At 60.1% G+C, this 15,288-nt stretch carries 14 protein-coding genes; 3 read left to right on the top strand and 11 right to left on the bottom strand.

Annotation, left to right across the window (positions count from 1 at the left end; all coding sequences use genetic code 11):
• Positions 1–93: 93 nt before the first annotated feature.
• The 9 genes from AC07XF_RS27865 to AC07XF_RS27825 all read right to left on the bottom strand — a co-directional run bounded on the left by AC07XF_RS27865 (position 94) and on the right by AC07XF_RS27825 (position 10,490).
• The gene (locus tag AC07XF_RS27865; protein WP_495029080.1) at positions 94–717 is read right to left on the bottom strand and encodes an ABC-type transport auxiliary lipoprotein family protein; all 624 of its coding nucleotides are present in this window, start codon (positions 715–717) and stop codon (positions 94–96) included.
• Entirely contained in the window at positions 714–1,652 is a 939-nt protein-coding gene (locus tag AC07XF_RS27860; protein WP_495029079.1) for an MlaD family protein, read from the bottom strand. The genes AC07XF_RS27865 and AC07XF_RS27860 overlap by 4 nt, the downstream gene beginning before the upstream one ends.
• 1 nt (position 1,653) lies before the next feature.
• Positions 1,654–2,457, bottom strand: coding sequence for an ABC transporter ATP-binding protein (locus tag AC07XF_RS27855; protein WP_347909909.1), 804 nt, complete (start codon positions 2,455–2,457; stop codon positions 1,654–1,656).
• Entirely contained in the window at positions 2,454–3,602 is a 1,149-nt protein-coding gene (locus AC07XF_RS27850) for an ABC transporter permease (RefSeq protein ID WP_495029078.1), read from the bottom strand. Before AC07XF_RS27850 ends, AC07XF_RS27855 begins: the two co-directional genes overlap by 4 nt.
• Before the next feature lie 54 nt (positions 3,603–3,656).
• Positions 3,657–4,685 carry a DUF5924 family protein gene (locus tag AC07XF_RS27845; RefSeq protein WP_495029077.1) on the bottom strand — a complete coding sequence of 343 codons (1,029 nt, stop codon included), beginning with the start codon at positions 4,683–4,685 and terminating at the stop codon, positions 3,657–3,659.
• Between the two features lie 276 nt (positions 4,686–4,961).
• Positions 4,962–6,338, bottom strand: coding sequence for a M16 family metallopeptidase (locus AC07XF_RS27840; protein WP_495029076.1), 1,377 nt, complete (start codon positions 6,336–6,338; stop codon positions 4,962–4,964).
• A 56-nt stretch (positions 6,339–6,394) separates the two neighbouring features.
• On the bottom strand, positions 6,395–8,053 hold the full coding sequence (locus AC07XF_RS27835) for a Na/Pi cotransporter family protein (protein WP_495029075.1): 1,659 nt from the start codon (positions 8,051–8,053) through the stop codon (positions 6,395–6,397).
• Positions 8,054–8,329: 276 nt separating this feature from the next.
• The gene (locus AC07XF_RS27830) at positions 8,330–9,097 is read right to left on the bottom strand and encodes a TerC family protein (protein ID WP_495029074.1); all 768 of its coding nucleotides are present in this window, start codon (positions 9,095–9,097) and stop codon (positions 8,330–8,332) included.
• A gap of 85 nt (positions 9,098–9,182) precedes the next feature.
• Complete coding sequence (locus AC07XF_RS27825) at positions 9,183–10,490, bottom strand: CitMHS family transporter (RefSeq protein ID WP_007985124.1); 1,308 nt, start codon at positions 10,488–10,490, stop codon at positions 9,183–9,185.
• Between the two features lie 413 nt (positions 10,491–10,903).
• Here AC07XF_RS27825 and AC07XF_RS27820 point away from each other — a divergent pair, with 413 nt between their 5' ends.
• Positions 10,904–11,305 carry a GFA family protein gene (locus AC07XF_RS27820; protein ID WP_495029073.1) on the top strand — a complete coding sequence of 134 codons (402 nt, stop codon included), beginning with the start codon at positions 10,904–10,906 and terminating at the stop codon, positions 11,303–11,305.
• Here the strand turns inward: AC07XF_RS27820 and AC07XF_RS27815 are convergent, their stop codons facing one another.
• The gene (locus AC07XF_RS27815) at positions 11,306–11,632 is read right to left on the bottom strand and encodes a DOPA 4,5-dioxygenase family protein (protein WP_204932670.1); all 327 of its coding nucleotides are present in this window, start codon (positions 11,630–11,632) and stop codon (positions 11,306–11,308) included.
• Positions 11,633–11,693: 61 nt separating this feature from the next.
• Positions 11,694–12,644: a choline sulfate utilization transcriptional regulator gene (locus AC07XF_RS27810; protein ID WP_495029072.1), complete on the bottom strand. Its 951-nt coding sequence runs from the start codon at positions 12,642–12,644 to the stop codon at positions 11,694–11,696.
• Positions 12,645–12,758: 114 nt separating this feature from the next.
• On the opposite strand from AC07XF_RS27810, the gene betC reads away from it, so the two are divergent.
• The gene (gene betC, locus AC07XF_RS27805; RefSeq protein ID WP_495029071.1) at positions 12,759–14,273 is read left to right on the top strand and encodes a choline-sulfatase; all 1,515 of its coding nucleotides are present in this window, start codon (positions 12,759–12,761) and stop codon (positions 14,271–14,273) included.
• Between the two features lie 16 nt (positions 14,274–14,289).
• Positions 14,290–15,210, top strand: a complete 921-nt coding sequence (choX, locus tag AC07XF_RS27800) for a choline ABC transporter substrate-binding protein (RefSeq protein ID WP_495029070.1) — start codon at positions 14,290–14,292, stop codon at positions 15,208–15,210.
• The last annotated feature ends 78 nt before the right edge of the window (positions 15,211–15,288 follow it).

Below are 15,288 nucleotides of genomic sequence, written 5' to 3'. Positions count from 1 at the left end.
CCATGGAGCAAAAAGCGGCATAAACACCGTAATCGGTGTCCGGGATTACTTGACCAGTTCAAGCCCGCTCCCACAGGGGGACTGTGTTCTTCTTCAAGGTCTGGGCGCTGGGGCGAGTTTCTGTCCTTGCTCGACTGTCCAGTTCACCACCTGCACGGTCAACTGATCGTTCGCCTGACCAAACCCGGCCACCACCGCCGGTACCTGCACATCGCTGAGTGGCTGGCGCACTTCAAAGCGGCGGCTGGCGAGGATGCGCTGGTCGTAGCTGCGCACCAGCAACGCATCCAGACGCACGATCACGCTGGCATTCGTACCTTGGTATTCCGTCTGGAACGCCTGCAGGCTGCCGCCCAATTCAAGATCGGCCTGGAAAATGCTGTCATCGGTGCTCAACAGCGGCACCCGCCCGTCATGTTGAAAACCGTCCAGCAGTCGATTGCGCACCAGCACCGGCGCCGGGTCGCTCCAGCGCGAGCCCTGGTAGTGACTGATCAGGTCGCCCTGAGGAATCACGGCAATGTTCGGACTGTTCAAGGCTTCGCTGGATTGAAGTTTGGTCAGGCGCAGCGACCAGCGCTGCGGCACGCCATGGCTGGCCGATGCACTCTGGGCCGACGGCAATCGATAGACTTCGAAGGGCTCGGGTTTGGGCAGGATCGAGCACGAACTGATCAGCGTGAAGCCAGCGAGGAGGGCAATCAGAATCAGCTTCATGGCGTGAATTCCTTGGTCTTTTCGCTGCCCAGCAGGTAACCGCTGGGGTTGGCCTCCAGACGTTTGGTAATGACGCGCAACGAGGACAGAGTTTCGCGCATCTCGCGCACGGCCGGGCCCAGCCCATTGAGGCCCTGCATGCCGCTGTTGAGCGAATCCTGATTGGCGGTGATCAGTTTGTTGAGGGTAGCGCTGCTCTCCTGCAGCGATTTCATCGCCTGCTCGGCGCTGCCGAGCGCTTCCTTGCCATGCTCGTTGAGCAGCCCGTTGGCATTACGCATCAGCGTCGTGGTCTGTTCCAGCATGTTGTTGGCCTGCTTGCCGACCGAGGCCAGTTGCTGCATGGCCTGGCGGATATCGCCGCGCTGCTCGGCAATGGTCCCGGTGGTTTGCTCCAGATGCTCCAGGGTGTTGCTGATGCGCTCGATGTTTTCCGTGGAAAACATCAAGTTGACGTTTTGCATCAGGGTGTTCACGCCGGACATCAGGTCGTTGCTGTCATTGAGCAGGCGGGCGATGGGCGAGGGCGATGCGACGATGGTCGGCAGGTTGCCGTCCTTGCCCTTGAGCGTCGGGCTCTGTGGCGTGCCGCCGCTGAGCTGGATGATCGAGGTCCCGGTGACACCGGTCAGGGCCAGCTTGGCGTTGGTGTCTTCCTTGACCGGGGTGTCGCCGGCCAGGCGAATTCGCGCCAGCACCCGGCGCGGGTCTTTCGGGTCCAGGCGCAGCGAGATCACGTCGCCAACCTTGATCCCGCTGTACTGCACCGAACTGCCCTTGGACAAACCGCTGACCGCCTCGTTGAACACAACCTCGTAGTCCTTGAACTCGGTGTCGACACTGGACTTGGCCAGCCACAGGCCGAACAGCAGCGCGGCTGTCACCACAATCACCGTGAACAGGCCGATCAATACATGATGGGCTCGGGTTTCCATGTCAGACCTCTTTGAGCTGTTGGGCGGCCGTCAATGCCGCGCGGCCGCGAGGGCCATGGAAGTATTCGTGAATCCACGCATCGTTGGTTTCCGACACCTTGTCGATGGCATCCGCCACCAACACTTTTTTCTGCGCCAGCACCGCCACCCGGTCGGTGATGGTGTAGAGCGTGTCGAGGTCGTGGGTCACCAGAAAGACACTCAGGCCCAGGGCATCGCGCAGGGTCAGGATCAATTGGTCGAACGCGGCGGCGCCAATCGGATCGAGACCGGCGGTGGGTTCGTCGAGAAACAGGATGTCCGGGTCCAGTGCGAGTGCCCGGGCCAGCGCGGCACGCTTGATCATGCCGCCGGACAGCGACGAGGGGTACTTCTCCGCCGCCGACAGCGGCAATCCGGCCAGGGCCATTTTCACCGCGGCCAGGTGCTCGGCGTCGTTGCGGCTCAAACCGGCGTGTTCGATCAGTGGCAGGGCGACGTTCTCGGTCACCGTCAGCGAAGAGAACAGCGCACCCTTCTGGAACAGCACGCCAAAGCGTCGTTCCACCAGCGAGCGCTCGTGCTCCGACAAGGTTGGCAGGTTCTTGCCGAAGACTTTCACCACGCCTTCGCTGGGCTGGCGCAACCCGACAATGCTGCGCAGCAGCACCGATTTGCCGCTACCGGAGCCGCCGACCACGGCGAGGATCTCGCCTTTGTACAAGTCCAGGTCGAGGTTCTCATGCACGCTCTGGCGGCCAAAGCGATTGCACAACCCACGCACTTCAATCACCGCCTCGGAGGGCGCTCGGGGGACACGACTCACCAGCCCATCTCCATGAAGAACATCGCGGCTATCGCATCCATCACGATCACCACGAAAATCGACTGCACCACGCTCGATGTGGTGTGGGCACCCACGGACTCGGCGCTGCCACTGACCTTGAAGCCTTCGAGGCAACCAATCGCGGCGATGAGGAAGGCGAAGACCGGTGCTTTGACGATCCCCACCAGAAAGTGCTGAACGCCGATGTCCGTTTGCAGCAGCGACAGGAACATCGCCGGCGAGATATCCAGCGCCACCGCGCAGACTACGCCACCGCCGATAATCCCCGACAGCATCGCCAGGAAGGTCAGCATCGGCAGGGCGATCAGCAACGCCAGGACTCGCGGCACCACCAGCAATTCCACGGGGTCGAGGCCCAGGGTGCGAATGGCGTCGATTTCTTCGTTGGCCTTCATCGAACCGATTTGCGCCGTGAACGCACTGGCGGTACGCCCGGCCATCAGGATCGCGGTCAGCAGCACACCGAATTCGCGCAGGAAGGCGAATCCCACCAGGTCCACGGTAAAGACAGTGGCGCCGAAAGTGGCCAGCACCGTCGACCCGAGAAATGCCACGACGGCGCCTACCAGAAAGGTCAGCAGGGCAACGATTGGGGCGGCATCGAGGCCGGTCTGTTCGATGTGCGCGATCATCGGCGTGACGCGCCAGCGTTTAGGCCGGAACAGGCCGCGGGCGATGGTTTCTATGATCAGACCGACGAAACCCAGCAGTTGCAGGGTGTCCTGCCAGACGGCGTCCACCGCGCGGCCAATGCGGGTCAGCAACTGAATGGAAACACTGACTTCCGGTTCCTTGATCGGTACACAGAAATCGCTCAACGAGCAGTAGACGGTTTGCAGCAACGCCCGATCGGCGGAGGAGAGTGTGCAATCAGGATGTTCGGCAGAGCGACCGAGGCGCTCAGAGCCAAGCAACTCGACCAACAGCGAGGCGCCGGCGGTGTCGAGGGCACCCAGTCCGTTGAGGTCGATGGGGGTGTTGGCGTCGTACTGGCCCTGGAGTTTTTCGCTCAACAACTTGAGGTCAGCGTAATGGGCAAGCGTCCAGTCGCCCGTCACCCGCAACCGCGCAGGGGTAAGCGACGTGTCTAATCGGGCGTTGCCGGCCATCGTGCTGCTGATCATAAGCTCCGTGCTTGTTCAGTGATTATGCAGCTGTACGTAATAGCACGAACCGGGCTACTTTTCTTTGATCGCTGTGCTGTCCGTGACTTCGAAACGCAGCACGCCGATGACCTGGCCATCTTCGGTCAGCACCCGGACCTGCCATTTGCCGACCGGATTGCCCGTGAAGTTCTGCTTGTGGGTCCAGGCCCGGTAACCTTCCTTGCGCCCGCCACGGATATCCAGGGGGATGCGGTCGACCTCTTTACCGTTGAATTGCCAGACGTGATAAATCCGTTCGTCCAGGCCACGCGGGGCGTTGATTGCGGTGTACGCGTAGAGCCCGCCATTGCGAATCTGCTCGGCGCTGACTTCGTCGAGGCTGGCGCCTGGCGTGCGGTCCTGCATTTGCGTGCTGATGGCCACATCGGTCATCCAAAGCGTCGCCGGTGGCACCCACGAGCGCAGCTCCCAACCAACGACACCGATACCCAGGGTGATACTCAAAATCGCCAGCGCACTGCGCACGGTACGAATCGGGAAGATCGACGCCAGGCTCGGGAACGACAACAGCACCGAAATGCCCAACGCCCATTTGAAACTCTGTGCGGTGGTCAGGTGCATGATCACCGGCAACGCAGTGAGCAGCGCGGCAAACAAAGTCAGGGTGTGCAGCGCCAGAAACGCCCAGCGCCGTGGAGCCAGCCATTTGTAGTAGAGCGGGTCGATAATCGAAATCAGCGCCGCGATACCCAACAGCCCGGTGAACACCAACTGGCCGCTGTTCCACGTCGTGGTGATGAAGAAGAACGGCAGGACAAAGAACAGGCTTTCCTGATGAATCATCTGCGTCGCGTAACGCAGCAACGGCTCCGGGATCTCTCGTTTGAAGATGCGCGTGAACAGCTTGGTCAGGCTGTTTTCCAGCATCAACCAGATCCAGCTGATCAGCATGATGGTGGTGATCCAGCTCGCCAGGCCTTGCTGGCGATCGACCAGAATGAAACTGCCCACCCCGGAGATGAAACCACAAAGCGCAATGACCCCGGGGTAGCGCTTCATCAATTCGAGGATGCGCTGTACGAAAAGGGTCAGGTTTTGCATTCGGCAGTTCACAGTAGTCGTAGGAAAAAACCTCGACAGAGTACCGTTGGCGCGGCGCTGTGGCGAGGGTCCCGGTCAGCCTGAGCGAACATAAAACCCTGTGGCCAAAACAAAACAACCTGTGGCGAGAGAGCTTGCTCCCGCTGGGGTGCGAAGCGCCCCCAAAACCATTCATCGCATATTGTCAGATGGCACGCGGACTCCCCTATTGCGACTGCTGCGCAGCCGAGCGGGACGGTGCGGCGATCCGACAAGCTCCCTCGCCACAGGATCGGGTTAACGCCTACGGCTGAAGCGCCAACCCAGCAGCCCAAGCACACTCAACCCCAACACCCCGACCACCAACCACATCAACTGGTCATAACTGAACAAAGGCTTCTCGATCCGCAAATACCCCGGCTGCAGGAGCAATTCACGCACGGCCTTGTTCGCCTCTTCCAGCGTCACGGCTTGCAGCTCCCGGGCCGGGTTGGCGAATTGGCCGTCCTCGTAGTCGCCGATGGCGCTCCAGTAGTAGTCGGCCAACGCACTGTTGCCTTGTACGGCCCAGGCCTGGCGGGCAATGGCCGCCTGCTTGAGGCGTTCGAAGGTGTCGGCTTTGAGGCCATCCTTGAGCAACCCGGCCTTCAAGTCATCGAGCACTTGTTCGGCTTCGGGCACGTCGTCGCGCTCAAGGTCTGCATTAAGGCTCATGAAGCCGACGCCGCCGAACACCTCGCGTTCCGCCCACGGGCCGTAGGACAAACCATGAGCCAGGCGTAACTGGCGATAGAGCGCCCAATCCAGATAATCCTTGAGCAAATCGAAGGTTTCGTCGTGTTCGTCCTCCAGTACCGGCTCCGGCACCAGCCAGTGCAACTTGGCGCCGTTGCCGACCAGACCGTGGGTCAGGGTGCGCTCATGGGCGGCGCTGGCCTGGATTTGCGGAAGCGGAGGATGCTCGCCAGGGGTGATCGCTTCCAGCGCGCCATACGCCCGCTCCAGATAGGCCGGCAGCAACTTGTCGAGGTCGCCGACCACGATCAGGGTCATGTTGTTCGGCGCATACCAGTCCTTGCGCACCCGCTCCAGTTGTTCACGGGTCAGGTCGTCGACTTGCGCACGCTCCGGGCATTTGAGGCCCAGTTCCACGGCCAGCTGGTTGCTGGCGGTGTGGCCCAGGTCCTGACGATCGAGCCAGCGCTGCAGGTGCGAGTAGTGGCCGCCGTCTTCACGCTCGACCACTTGCTTGGCAGCGTTGATGGCGTAGTCGTCGAAGCGCGTCTGGGTCAGCAGCGCCAGCAGCAGGTCGAGTACCTTGCGCTGGTTTTTCGCCGGGGCCTCGATGACGAAAGTCGTATCGGCGTTACTGGTGTAGGCGTTCCACTCACCACCCAAGGCCTGCATGCGTTCTTCCAGGCCACCTTCGCCGCTGGCGTCGATGCCGCTGAACAGCAGGTGTTCCAGCAGATGCGGCAACTCCTTTTCTTCGCAGTTGAAATCGTCCAGGCCAACGCCGACCACCAGCCGGATCGCCACATGCCCGCGGTCGGTGCCGGGCTTGAGCAGCAACTGCAGACCGTTGCGCAGGGTGTAGCCCTCGACCTGGAAGCGATCCAGGGCGAATGAAGGGAATGCACCAAGCAACAGGCAGGCGAACAACAGACAACGCATAACGGGTTTCCATACGGCGAGCGTAAGTTCAACAGACTTCAGGCAACTGTGGACGTTCAGGGTGAATGCGTGATGTCACTCAAATCGTCGACCACCAGCGCGCCGGTGTCCGATGTTTCCAGCACCACGTAGGCACTGCTGCAAAACAGTGAATTCAGACGCTTCATGTCGGCGATCAGCTCCAGGTGCAAAGAACTGGTTTCGATACTTTGCACGATTTTACGTTGCAAGCGGCTGACATGAGCATGGGCCAGGCGCCGTTCCTGTGCACGGAAACGACGTTTTTCACGCACCAGCTGCCGGGCACTTTCCGGGTCGCCGCTGAGAAACACCGACATCCCGAGCCGCAGGCTGGAAATCAATTGAGTATGCAGCCCGGTCAATTCATCCAGCCCGACTTCGGAAAACGACCGGCGCTGCGAGGTTTTCTGCTGCTGAATCTTGCGCAGCATGCGTTCGATCAAGTCGCTGGCGAGTTTCAGGTTGATCGCCAGTTCAATGATTTCCCCCCAGCGCCGGCTGTCCTGATCGCTGAGATCTTCCCGGGGCATTTGCGCCAGATACAACTTGATCGCGCTGTAGAGCGCTTCCACATCATCGGTCAGGCGACGCATTTCCTGGGTGACGGCAGTTTGCTTGCCGCGCAACACATCGAGCATGGCTTCGAGCATGCTGTCGATCAGATCACCCATGCGCAGGGTTTCCCGGGCCGCGTTGGCCAGCGCCAAACCGGGGGTGACCAACGCCGTGGGGTCAAGATGCCGGGGCTTGGCCGTGCCGTTGGCCTGCGGGCGGTCCGGCAGCACCCAGGCACAAAACCTGGCCATCGGTTCGAGGCTGGGCAGCAGGATCAGGCAACGCACGGTGTTGTAGAGCAGGTGAAAGCCAATGACCAGTTCCTGAGGGCTGAAATCGAGGCCATCGAGCCAGTGCGCTAGCGGATCGAGTACCGGAATGATCAATAAAAGACCAATCAGTTTGTACAGCAAGCTGCCGAGCGCCACTTGGCGCCCGGCGGCGTTCTGCATGCTGGTGCTGAGGAAGGCGAGTACGCCACTGCCGATATTGGCGCCGATCACCAGCCCGATGGCCACCGGCAGACTGATCACGTTGGCACCCGCCAGAGTCGCGGTCAGCAGCACAGCGGCCAGGCTGGAATAGGAAATCATCGCGAACAGCGCGCCGACCAGGGCGTCGAGCAGGATGTCGCCGGTGAGCGAGGCGAAAATCACCTTCACGCCTTTGGCATGGGTAATCGGATGCGCTGCTTCGACAATCAGTTGCAGCGCCAGAATGATCAACCCCAAGCCAATGGCGACACGGCCCATCTGCCCAAGTCGAGTCTGCTTGCGCGACAGAAAGAAAATCACCCCGACAAAAATCAGCAACGGCGACAGCCACGACAGATCGAACGTCAGCACCCGCGCCATCAGCGCCGTACCGACGTCCGCGCCAAGCATGGTGGCCAGCGCCGGGGTCAGCGCCATCAGGCCCTGGCCGACAAAGGAAGTGACGAGCATGGCGGTGGCGTTGCTGCTCTGGACCATCGCCGTCACGACGATCCCGGAGACGAAAGCCAACCAGCGTTTGGACATGTTCTGGCCAATGACATGGCGCAGATTGGTACCGTAGACCCGCAGGATGCCGGTTCGGACGATGTGCGTGCCCCAGATCAGCAGGGCCACGGCAGAAAGTAAATTGAGCAGGGTGAGCATACAGGCCCCCTGTGGTGTAGCGCTCCAAAGGAGCAAGTTGACGGTACCGCGCGACGTTCTACGTTCTGTACTTAAGCTGTAGTTGGCTAACGGTCTGCGCGCCAGCATCGCATAGCCAAAGAAGGGATTGAAACAAAACAGTCATGAAATCCCGTTCATGCAACCCGCCAAAAAACAAAGTGGGAGCGGGCTTGCTCGCGAAAGCGGTGTACCAGGCAACATTGATGTTGACTGACACTCCGTCTTCGCGAGCAAGCCCGCTCCCACAGGGTGTTGTTACTGGCCCGGAATGTCCTTGCGCAGTTTCACCGGGTCCTGCTGTTTCTTCTTTCTCGCAATCGCGGTGCGCATCTTGATGTTGATCGCTTCCACTGCCAGCGAGAACGCCATGGCGAAGTAGACGTAGCCTTTAGGGATATGCACGTCGAAGGATTCGGCAATCAGCACAGTACCGACGATCAACAGGAACGACAGCGCCAGCATCTTCAGCGACGGGTGCTTGTCGATGAACTCGCTGATGGTGCCGGAAGCCCACATCATCACCAGTACGGCCACGATGATTGCCGCGACCATGACCGGTACGTGGGACACCATGCCGACCGCGGTGATCACCGAGTCCAGGGAGAACACGATGTCGATGATCGCGATCTGGATGATGGTGTAGAGGAAGTTACCGCCCTTGCCGCTTGGCTCGTCGCTGGTTTCGTCTTCACCTTCCAGCGCGTGGTACATCTCTTGCGAACTTTTCCACAGCAGGAACAGACCACCGAAGAACAGGATCAGGTCGCGCCCGGAAATACCCTGGCCGAACACTTCGAACAGGTCGGCGGTGAGGCGCATGACCCAGGTGATCGACAGCAGCAATAGAATCCGCGTGACCATCGCCAGCGCCAGACCGAAAATTCGGGTGCGCGCCTGCATGTGCTTGGGCATGCGGCTGACCAGGATCGAAATCATGATGATGTTATCGATACCCAGGACGATTTCCAGGGCGGTCAGGGTAAAGAAGGCAACCCAGATCTCAGGGTTGGTCAGCCATTCCATGTGTATTCCTTTGAGCGATTGTTAAACCACAAAGGGCCCGGGCTTCAAACAGCGAAGCCTGGACCCGAAGTGGTGAGTCTTGGGCTTATAGAGTGCTGAACATCGGGAAAGTCCCCAACAGCAGTGCAGCAATCAGTATGCAGATACAAACCAGCACTGCCCACTTGAGTGTGAAGCGCTGGTGGTCACCGAAGTCGATACCGGCCAGGGCCACCAACAGGTAGGTCGATGGAACCAGCGGGCTCAACAGGTGGACGGGCTGACCGACGATCGAGGCACGTGCCATTTCCACCGCGGTTATACCGTAATGGCTGGCGGCCTCGGCAAGAACCGGTAACACGCCGTAATAAAATGCATCGTTCGACATGAAGAAGGTGAACGGCATGCTGACCAGCGCCGTGATCACCGCCAGGTACGGGCCGAGGAAGTCCGGAATCACCGCCAGCAGGCTTTTCGACATGGCGTCGACCATCCCGGTGCCGGTCAGGATACCGGTGAAGATACCGGCCGCAAAGATCAGCCCGACCACCGCCAACACGCTACCGGCGTGAGCCGCGACGCGATCCTTCTGCTGTTGCAGGCAAGGATAGTTGACGATCATGGCGATACTGAACGCCACCATGAACAGCACCGGCAACGGCAGCAGGCCAGCGATCAGGGTGCCCATCAGGGCCAGGGTCAGGGCGCCGTTGAACCAGATCAGCTTCGGACGACGGGCATCCGGGAACTGCGAAACGCTGATTTCACTGTGGTCGATTTCATCACCCACCAGGTGCAGTTCACCCAGGCGTGCACGTTCACGCTTGCCGTAGAAGTAGGCAATGACCAGGATCGCCACCACACCGGCCAGCATTGCAGGAATCATCGGTACGAAGATGTCGGACGGGTCCACATGCAACGCACTGGCGGCGCGAGCGGTCGGGCCGCCCCATGGGGTCATGTTCATCACGCCACCGGCGAGGATGATCAGGCCGGCCATGATCCGCGGGCTCATGCCGATACGGCTGTAGAGCGGCAGCATGGCGGCCACGCAGATCATATAAGTGGTCGCGCCGTCACCATCGAGGGAAACGACGAGCGCCAGTACGGCGGTGCCGACCGAAACTTTCAACGGGTCGCCCTTGACCAGTTTGAGGATCTTGCGCACGGCCGGGTCGAACAGGCCGGAGTCGATCATCAGGGCGAAGTACAAAATAGCGAACATCAGCATCACGCCGGTTGGCGCAAGCTTGGTGATGCCTTCGAGCATCATCGGGCCGATTTTCGGCGAAAAACCGCCGAACAGGGCAAAGACAATCGGAATGATGATCAGGGCGATCAGCGCGGACAGGCGCTTGGTCATGATCAGGAACATGAACGTGATGACCATGGCGAAGCCAAGGAAAGTCAGCATGGGAATACTCCAGGCGTAGCGCGGCTAGGGAATGGGCGGATCGGGCGTGATCAGCGCAGAACGGGAAGCACGAGGCGTACGGGAGGAGTTTCAGCGAAGCGGCGAGTAGTAGAAGAGGACATCAGAATCACCATTGTTGTTGTTAAATGGGCTGTGCGAGCGATAACACGCTGGCATTGGCCAACCGGTCTTTTGCCGGCAGTGGCGGCGATCCTAATCGGGGAAGCTTTCAGCCAGCTTTCGGTGATGAAAGCTTTGACCAGATGCACGACCAGTCGTCGGACCGGGCTGGGAGGTGAACCGGGTTACAGCCTTCGCGAGCAAGCCCGCCTGGCTTTATGTCCGACACAGATCCAGTGTGGGAGCGGGCTTGCTCGCGAAGGCGTCAGTGATGACGCATCAGGAGAGGTGCCATGAACAAAACTCACACCGGCGGCTGCCATTGCGGGCAACTGCGCTATCAATTCAGCGGGCCGCTGCACGATATCGTCCACTGCCATTGCTCGATTTGCCGACGGGTCAGCGGCGGCATCGTGACCACCTGGATCACCGTGCCGGTATCCGCCTTTAAATGGTTGGCCGGGACACCGTCGCGGTACGACTCGTCATCCACCTGCGCGCGATACTTCTGTGGCCACTGTGGGGCGCAACTGGCGGTGGTGACGCACCTGAGCCCGAAAACCATCGACCTGACCATCGCCACCCTCGACCATCCCGAGCAAGCACCGGCCGAGCGGCACATCTGGACCGACAGCCGCTTGCCGTGGCTGCACCTGGACGAACACTTGCCCGGCGAGGCCGAAGAAACCATTTGATCAAAAAATAGACAGATCCAGCGGCCGAATCGCGCCCATCCAGATCGCGTGCTCGGTGTGGTCGAGCAGATCGTCACCGGTGTCCGGGTGCAGGAACACCACCAGCCCCTTGCGGTTGAGCGCCAGCCACGGCAGCACGTCGCCCAGGACCTGCGGCTCGAACGCCAACTGGCAGCTCCAGTCCGGGTGCGGACCGACCGGGCGCTCGTGCACGCGGCCCATTTTCAGTGGAAACAGTTGCGCGGCCTGTTCACACAGGGCTCGCGCCTGATCGATGGTGCTGGCGTCGAAATAGACATGGGCGTGGTAGCCCGTTATGCGTTGCATTTGAAATCCTCTAAATCTGCTCGAGCAGATCACACGGCACAGGCTGCGATCTTTTCACGTCTCACACCGCAATCGAAGGCAATGACAACCCCGACAATGACTCCGCACTGCTGGCCTGCTCGGCCATCAACCAGTCCACAAACTGCTGGATCAACGCTCCACGCCGTTTGCGCTGGGGCAGAACCACGTAGTAACCCAGCCTCGACATCACCGTTTCGCCGATCGGTCGACACAACAACCCTTGTGCGAGCAAGTTATCCACAAGGTGCCGCCAACCAATGGCCACGCCCTGACCGCCAATTGCGGCCTGAATCAGCAGGGTGTAGTTGTCGAAGCGCAACTGTCCGGGCGCCGGGGGCGAGGTAATGCCCAGGGCGCGGAACACACCACTCCAGTCGAACCAGTTACTGCTGTGTTCCCCACGCAGGTGCAGCAGTGGAAACTCCAATAATGCCTGGGCCGGCAAGGGCAAGGTCCGTTCGCTCAACAATTGCGGGCTGCACACCGGAAACACTTCCTCGCTGAACAGCCAATGACTTTCACCCTGCTTGAAGCGGCCATCGCCGAACAGCACCGCCACATCGATATCTGTACGAAGCATGTTATGACTGCGTTCACTGGTGACCAGGCTGACATCCACCTGTGGATTGGCCGCATGAAAGCGGTGCAGACGCGGCATCAACCAATAGGCGGCGAAGGCAAAATCCGTGGCAACCTGCAGCACTTCATGCTGTTTCTGTGCACTGATTGCGCTCAATCCTGCGTCGATATTCTGCAATCCGAGCTGAACCTGCTCAAAAAGAATCTGCCCGGCCTCGGTCAGCCCGATACCGCGATAAATGCGGTCGAACAATCGGGTCGCCAGTTGTTCTTCAAGGCGCTTGATCTGCTGGCTGATGGCCGGTTGTGTTGTGCCCAGCTCAACCGCCGCCGCGGTAAAGCTGCGCTGACGGGCCGCCGCTTCGAAGGCGCGAAGCAGATCCAGTGACAGGTCACCAAGGGCGTCATACATAAGCTGTGCTTATCCTAGTCATTGCCGTGCGTGGGCTTTACCGCAAGGTGCGAGGGTTTCATTCTCGAAGCCAGCACTCTCGCATAAACATCCACTATGGAATGCCGCGATCACATGAAGCGCAAGAACATTCTTTTCATCATGGCCGATCAAATGGCCGCGCCAATGTTGCCGTTCTACGGCCCATCGCCGATCAAGCTGCCCAATCTCAGCCGCCTCGCCGCCCAAGGCGTGGTGTTCGACTCCGCTTATTGCAACAGCCCACTGTGCGCGCCTTCGCGCTTCACCCTGGTCAGTGGCCAGTTGCCGAGCAAGATCGGCGCCTACGACAACGCCGCCGACTTCCCCGCCGACGTTCCGACTTATTCCCACTACCTGCGTCGCCTCGGCTACCGCACCGCCCTGTCGGGCAAGATGCATTTCTGCGGCCCGGACCAACTGCATGGCTACGAAGAGCGCCTGACCAGTGACATTTACCCGGCCGACTACGGCTGGGCGGTGAACTGGGATGAACCAGACGTGCGCCCGACCTGGTATCACAACATGTCGTCGGTGCTGCAAGCCGGCCCATGCGTGCGTACCAATCAGCTGGATTTCGACGAAGAGGTGGTGTTCAAGGCCCAGCAGTACTTGTTCGATCACATTCGCGAGGATGGCGATCAGCCGTTCTGCCTGACCGTTTCGATGACTCACCCACACGACCCGTACACCATTCCCAAGGCTTTCTGGGATTTGTACGACGATACCGACATCCCGCTGCCTGCAACCCCGGACCCGCATGACCTCGATCCGCACTCGCAACGTTTGCTCAAGGTCTACGACCTGTGGGGCAAGCCACTTCCTGTGGATAAGATTCGCGATGCCCGCCGCGCCTATTTCGGCGCGTGCAGCTATATCGACAGCAACGTCGGCAAACTCCTGCAAACCCTCGAAGATACCGGATTGATCGACGACACCATCATCGTCTTCTCCGGCGACCATGGCGACATGCTCGGCGAACGTGGCCTCTGGTACAAAATGCACTGGTATGAGATGGCCGCGCGGGTGCCGTTGCTGATCAGCGCACCGGGGCAATTCGGTGCCGGTCGGGTCAGCGCCAGCGTTTCGACCGCCGACCTGTTGCCGACCTTCGTTGAACTGGCCGGCGGCTCGCTGGAACCTGGCTTGCCGCTGGATGGCCGTTCGCTGGTGCCGCACCTGCAAGGGCAGGGTGGGCACGACGAAGTGTTCGGCGAATACATGGCTGAAGGCACCATCAGCCCGTTGATGATGATCCGCCGGGGCGCCTACAAATTTATCTACAGCGAAGACGACCCTTGCCTACTCTTCGACGTACACAACGACCCTCACGAACTGGAAGAACTCAGCAATTCGCCGCAACATCGCCAGCTGTTCGACGATTTTCTCGTCGAAGCACGGGCCAAATGGAACATCCCGGCGATTCACCAGCAGGTGCTCGCCAGCCAGCGGCGCCGGCGTTTCGTGGCCGAGGCGCTGACCCTCGGCAAGCTGAAGAGCTGGGATCACCAGCCGCTGGTGGACGCCAGTCAGCAATACATGCGCAACCACATCGACCTCGACGATCTGGAACGTAAAGCACGTTATCCACAACCCTGCCAAAACCAATAATGTTAAGGGGAAGTCCATGCAAAGGTTATCCACAGTACTGACGGTCGGGCTCCTGGCTCTGGGCAGTGCATCGGCGTTTGCCGATCAGAGTTGCGAGACGGTGAAGATGGCCGACCCGGGCTGGAGCGACATCGCCGCGACCAATGCCATCACCGGGTTTCTGCTGGACGGCATGGGCTACAAGGCCAAGGTCGACACCCTCGCGGTGCCGATCACCTTTGGCGGGCTCAAGGATGGCCAGGTCGATGTGTTCCTGGGTAACTGGATGCCGGCGCAGCAGGGCTTCTACGACAAATTCGTCGCCAGCGGCGATGTCACGCAACTGGCGAAGAACCTCGACGGCACCGAATTCACCCTCGCCGTCCCGGACTACGTGTGGGACGCGGGTGTGCATAACTTTGCCGACCTGAACAAATACGCCGACAAGTTCGACCGCAAGATCTACGGCATCGGCTCCGGCGCGCCGGCGAACATCTCGCTGCAAGAGATCATCAAGAAAAACGATTTCGACATGGGCCAGTGGAAACTGGTCGAGTCCAGCGAGCAGGCAATGCTGGCGGAAGTGTCCCGCGCGGTGAAAAAACAGAAGTTCGTGACCTTCCTCGGCTGGACCCCGCACCCGATGAACGTGCAGCTGAAAATGCATTACCTCAAGGGCGGCGAGAAATACTTCGGCGACACCGGCAGCGTTCACACCCTGACCCGCAAAGGTTATGCACAGGCCTGCCCGAACGTTGGCAAGCTGCTGACCAACCTGAGTTTCACCCAGGACATGGAGAACAGCATCATGGCCGAGGTGGTGAACAAGAAAGTCAGCAATACCGATGCGGCCAAGGCATGGATCAAGGCCAACCCCGCAGTGCTGGATAAATGGCTCGATGGGGTGAAGACCGTGGATGGGCAGGATGCGTTGCCGGCGGTCAAAGCCAAGTTGTAACGCTATTGTGGGAGCGGGCTTGCTCGCGAAGGCGGTGGATCAGTCGACATTAATGTTGTCTGACCAACCGCCTTCGCG

The organism is Pseudomonas sp. GW821-FHT01C01 (genome assembly GCF_059422645.1).
This window is presented reverse-complemented; position numbering and strand designations above follow the sequence as displayed.

Excerpts from the sequence above, each read along its gene's own strand:
- AC07XF_RS27865 (WP_495029080.1), bottom strand. The coding sequence starts at position 717 with ATGAAGCTGATTCTGATTGCCCTCCTCGCTGGCTTCACGCTGATCAGT.
- AC07XF_RS27860 (WP_495029079.1), bottom strand. The coding sequence starts at position 1,652 with ATGGAAACCCGAGCCCATCATGTATTGATCGGCCTGTTCACGGTGATT.
- AC07XF_RS27850 (WP_495029078.1), bottom strand. The coding sequence starts at position 3,602 with ATGATCAGCAGCACGATGGCCGGCAACGCCCGATTAGACACGTCGCTT.
- AC07XF_RS27845 (WP_495029077.1), bottom strand. The coding sequence starts at position 4,685 with ATGCAAAACCTGACCCTTTTCGTACAGCGCATCCTCGAATTGATGAAG.
- AC07XF_RS27840 (WP_495029076.1), bottom strand. The coding sequence starts at position 6,338 with ATGCGTTGTCTGTTGTTCGCCTGCCTGTTGCTTGGTGCATTCCCTTCA.
- AC07XF_RS27835 (WP_495029075.1), bottom strand. The coding sequence starts at position 8,053 with ATGCTCACCCTGCTCAATTTACTTTCTGCCGTGGCCCTGCTGATCTGG.
- AC07XF_RS27830 (WP_495029074.1), bottom strand. The coding sequence starts at position 9,097 with ATGGAATGGCTGACCAACCCTGAGATCTGGGTTGCCTTCTTTACCCTG.
- AC07XF_RS27825 (WP_007985124.1), bottom strand. The coding sequence starts at position 10,490 with ATGCTGACTTTCCTTGGCTTCGCCATGGTCATCACGTTCATGTTCCTG.
- AC07XF_RS27820 (WP_495029073.1), top strand. The coding sequence starts at position 10,904 with ATGAACAAAACTCACACCGGCGGCTGCCATTGCGGGCAACTGCGCTAT.
- AC07XF_RS27815 (WP_204932670.1), bottom strand. The coding sequence starts at position 11,632 with ATGCAACGCATAACGGGCTACCACGCCCATGTCTATTTCGACGCCAGC.
- AC07XF_RS27810 (WP_495029072.1), bottom strand. The coding sequence starts at position 12,644 with ATGTATGACGCCCTTGGTGACCTGTCACTGGATCTGCTTCGCGCCTTC.
- betC (WP_495029071.1), top strand. The coding sequence starts at position 12,759 with ATGAAGCGCAAGAACATTCTTTTCATCATGGCCGATCAAATGGCCGCG.
- choX (WP_495029070.1), top strand. The coding sequence starts at position 14,290 with ATGCAAAGGTTATCCACAGTACTGACGGTCGGGCTCCTGGCTCTGGGC.